We start from the raw sequence: 242 nt of genomic DNA on the forward strand, positions 1-242 counted from the left end.
CTCGCTCGTCGAATGAGCGAGATCAGTGAGGCCCCGCTGTTCGTCGACGACTCCCCCAACCTGACGATGATGGAGATCCGCGCGAAGGCTCGACGCCTGAAGCAGCGCAATGGGCTGAAACTTATTGTGGTGGACTACCTTCAGCTGATGTCTTCGGGCAAGAAGGTCGAATCTCGCCAGCAGGAGGTGTCGGACTTCTCCCGTCAGCTCAAGCTCCTGGCCAAGGAACTCGAATGCCCGGT

General features: G+C 59.1%; 1 protein-coding gene. It reads left to right on the plus strand.

The window, feature by feature from the left end; genetic code table 11:
* The coding region (locus tag A2J03_RS10565) for a DnaB-like helicase C-terminal domain-containing protein (RefSeq protein ID WP_331712367.1) at nt 1-242 on the plus strand (242 nt) is incomplete at both ends.

It is taken from the genome of Rhodococcus sp. EPR-157, from assembly GCF_001647195.1.
Taxonomy (GTDB): domain Bacteria; phylum Actinomycetota; class Actinomycetes; order Mycobacteriales; family Mycobacteriaceae; genus Rhodococcoides.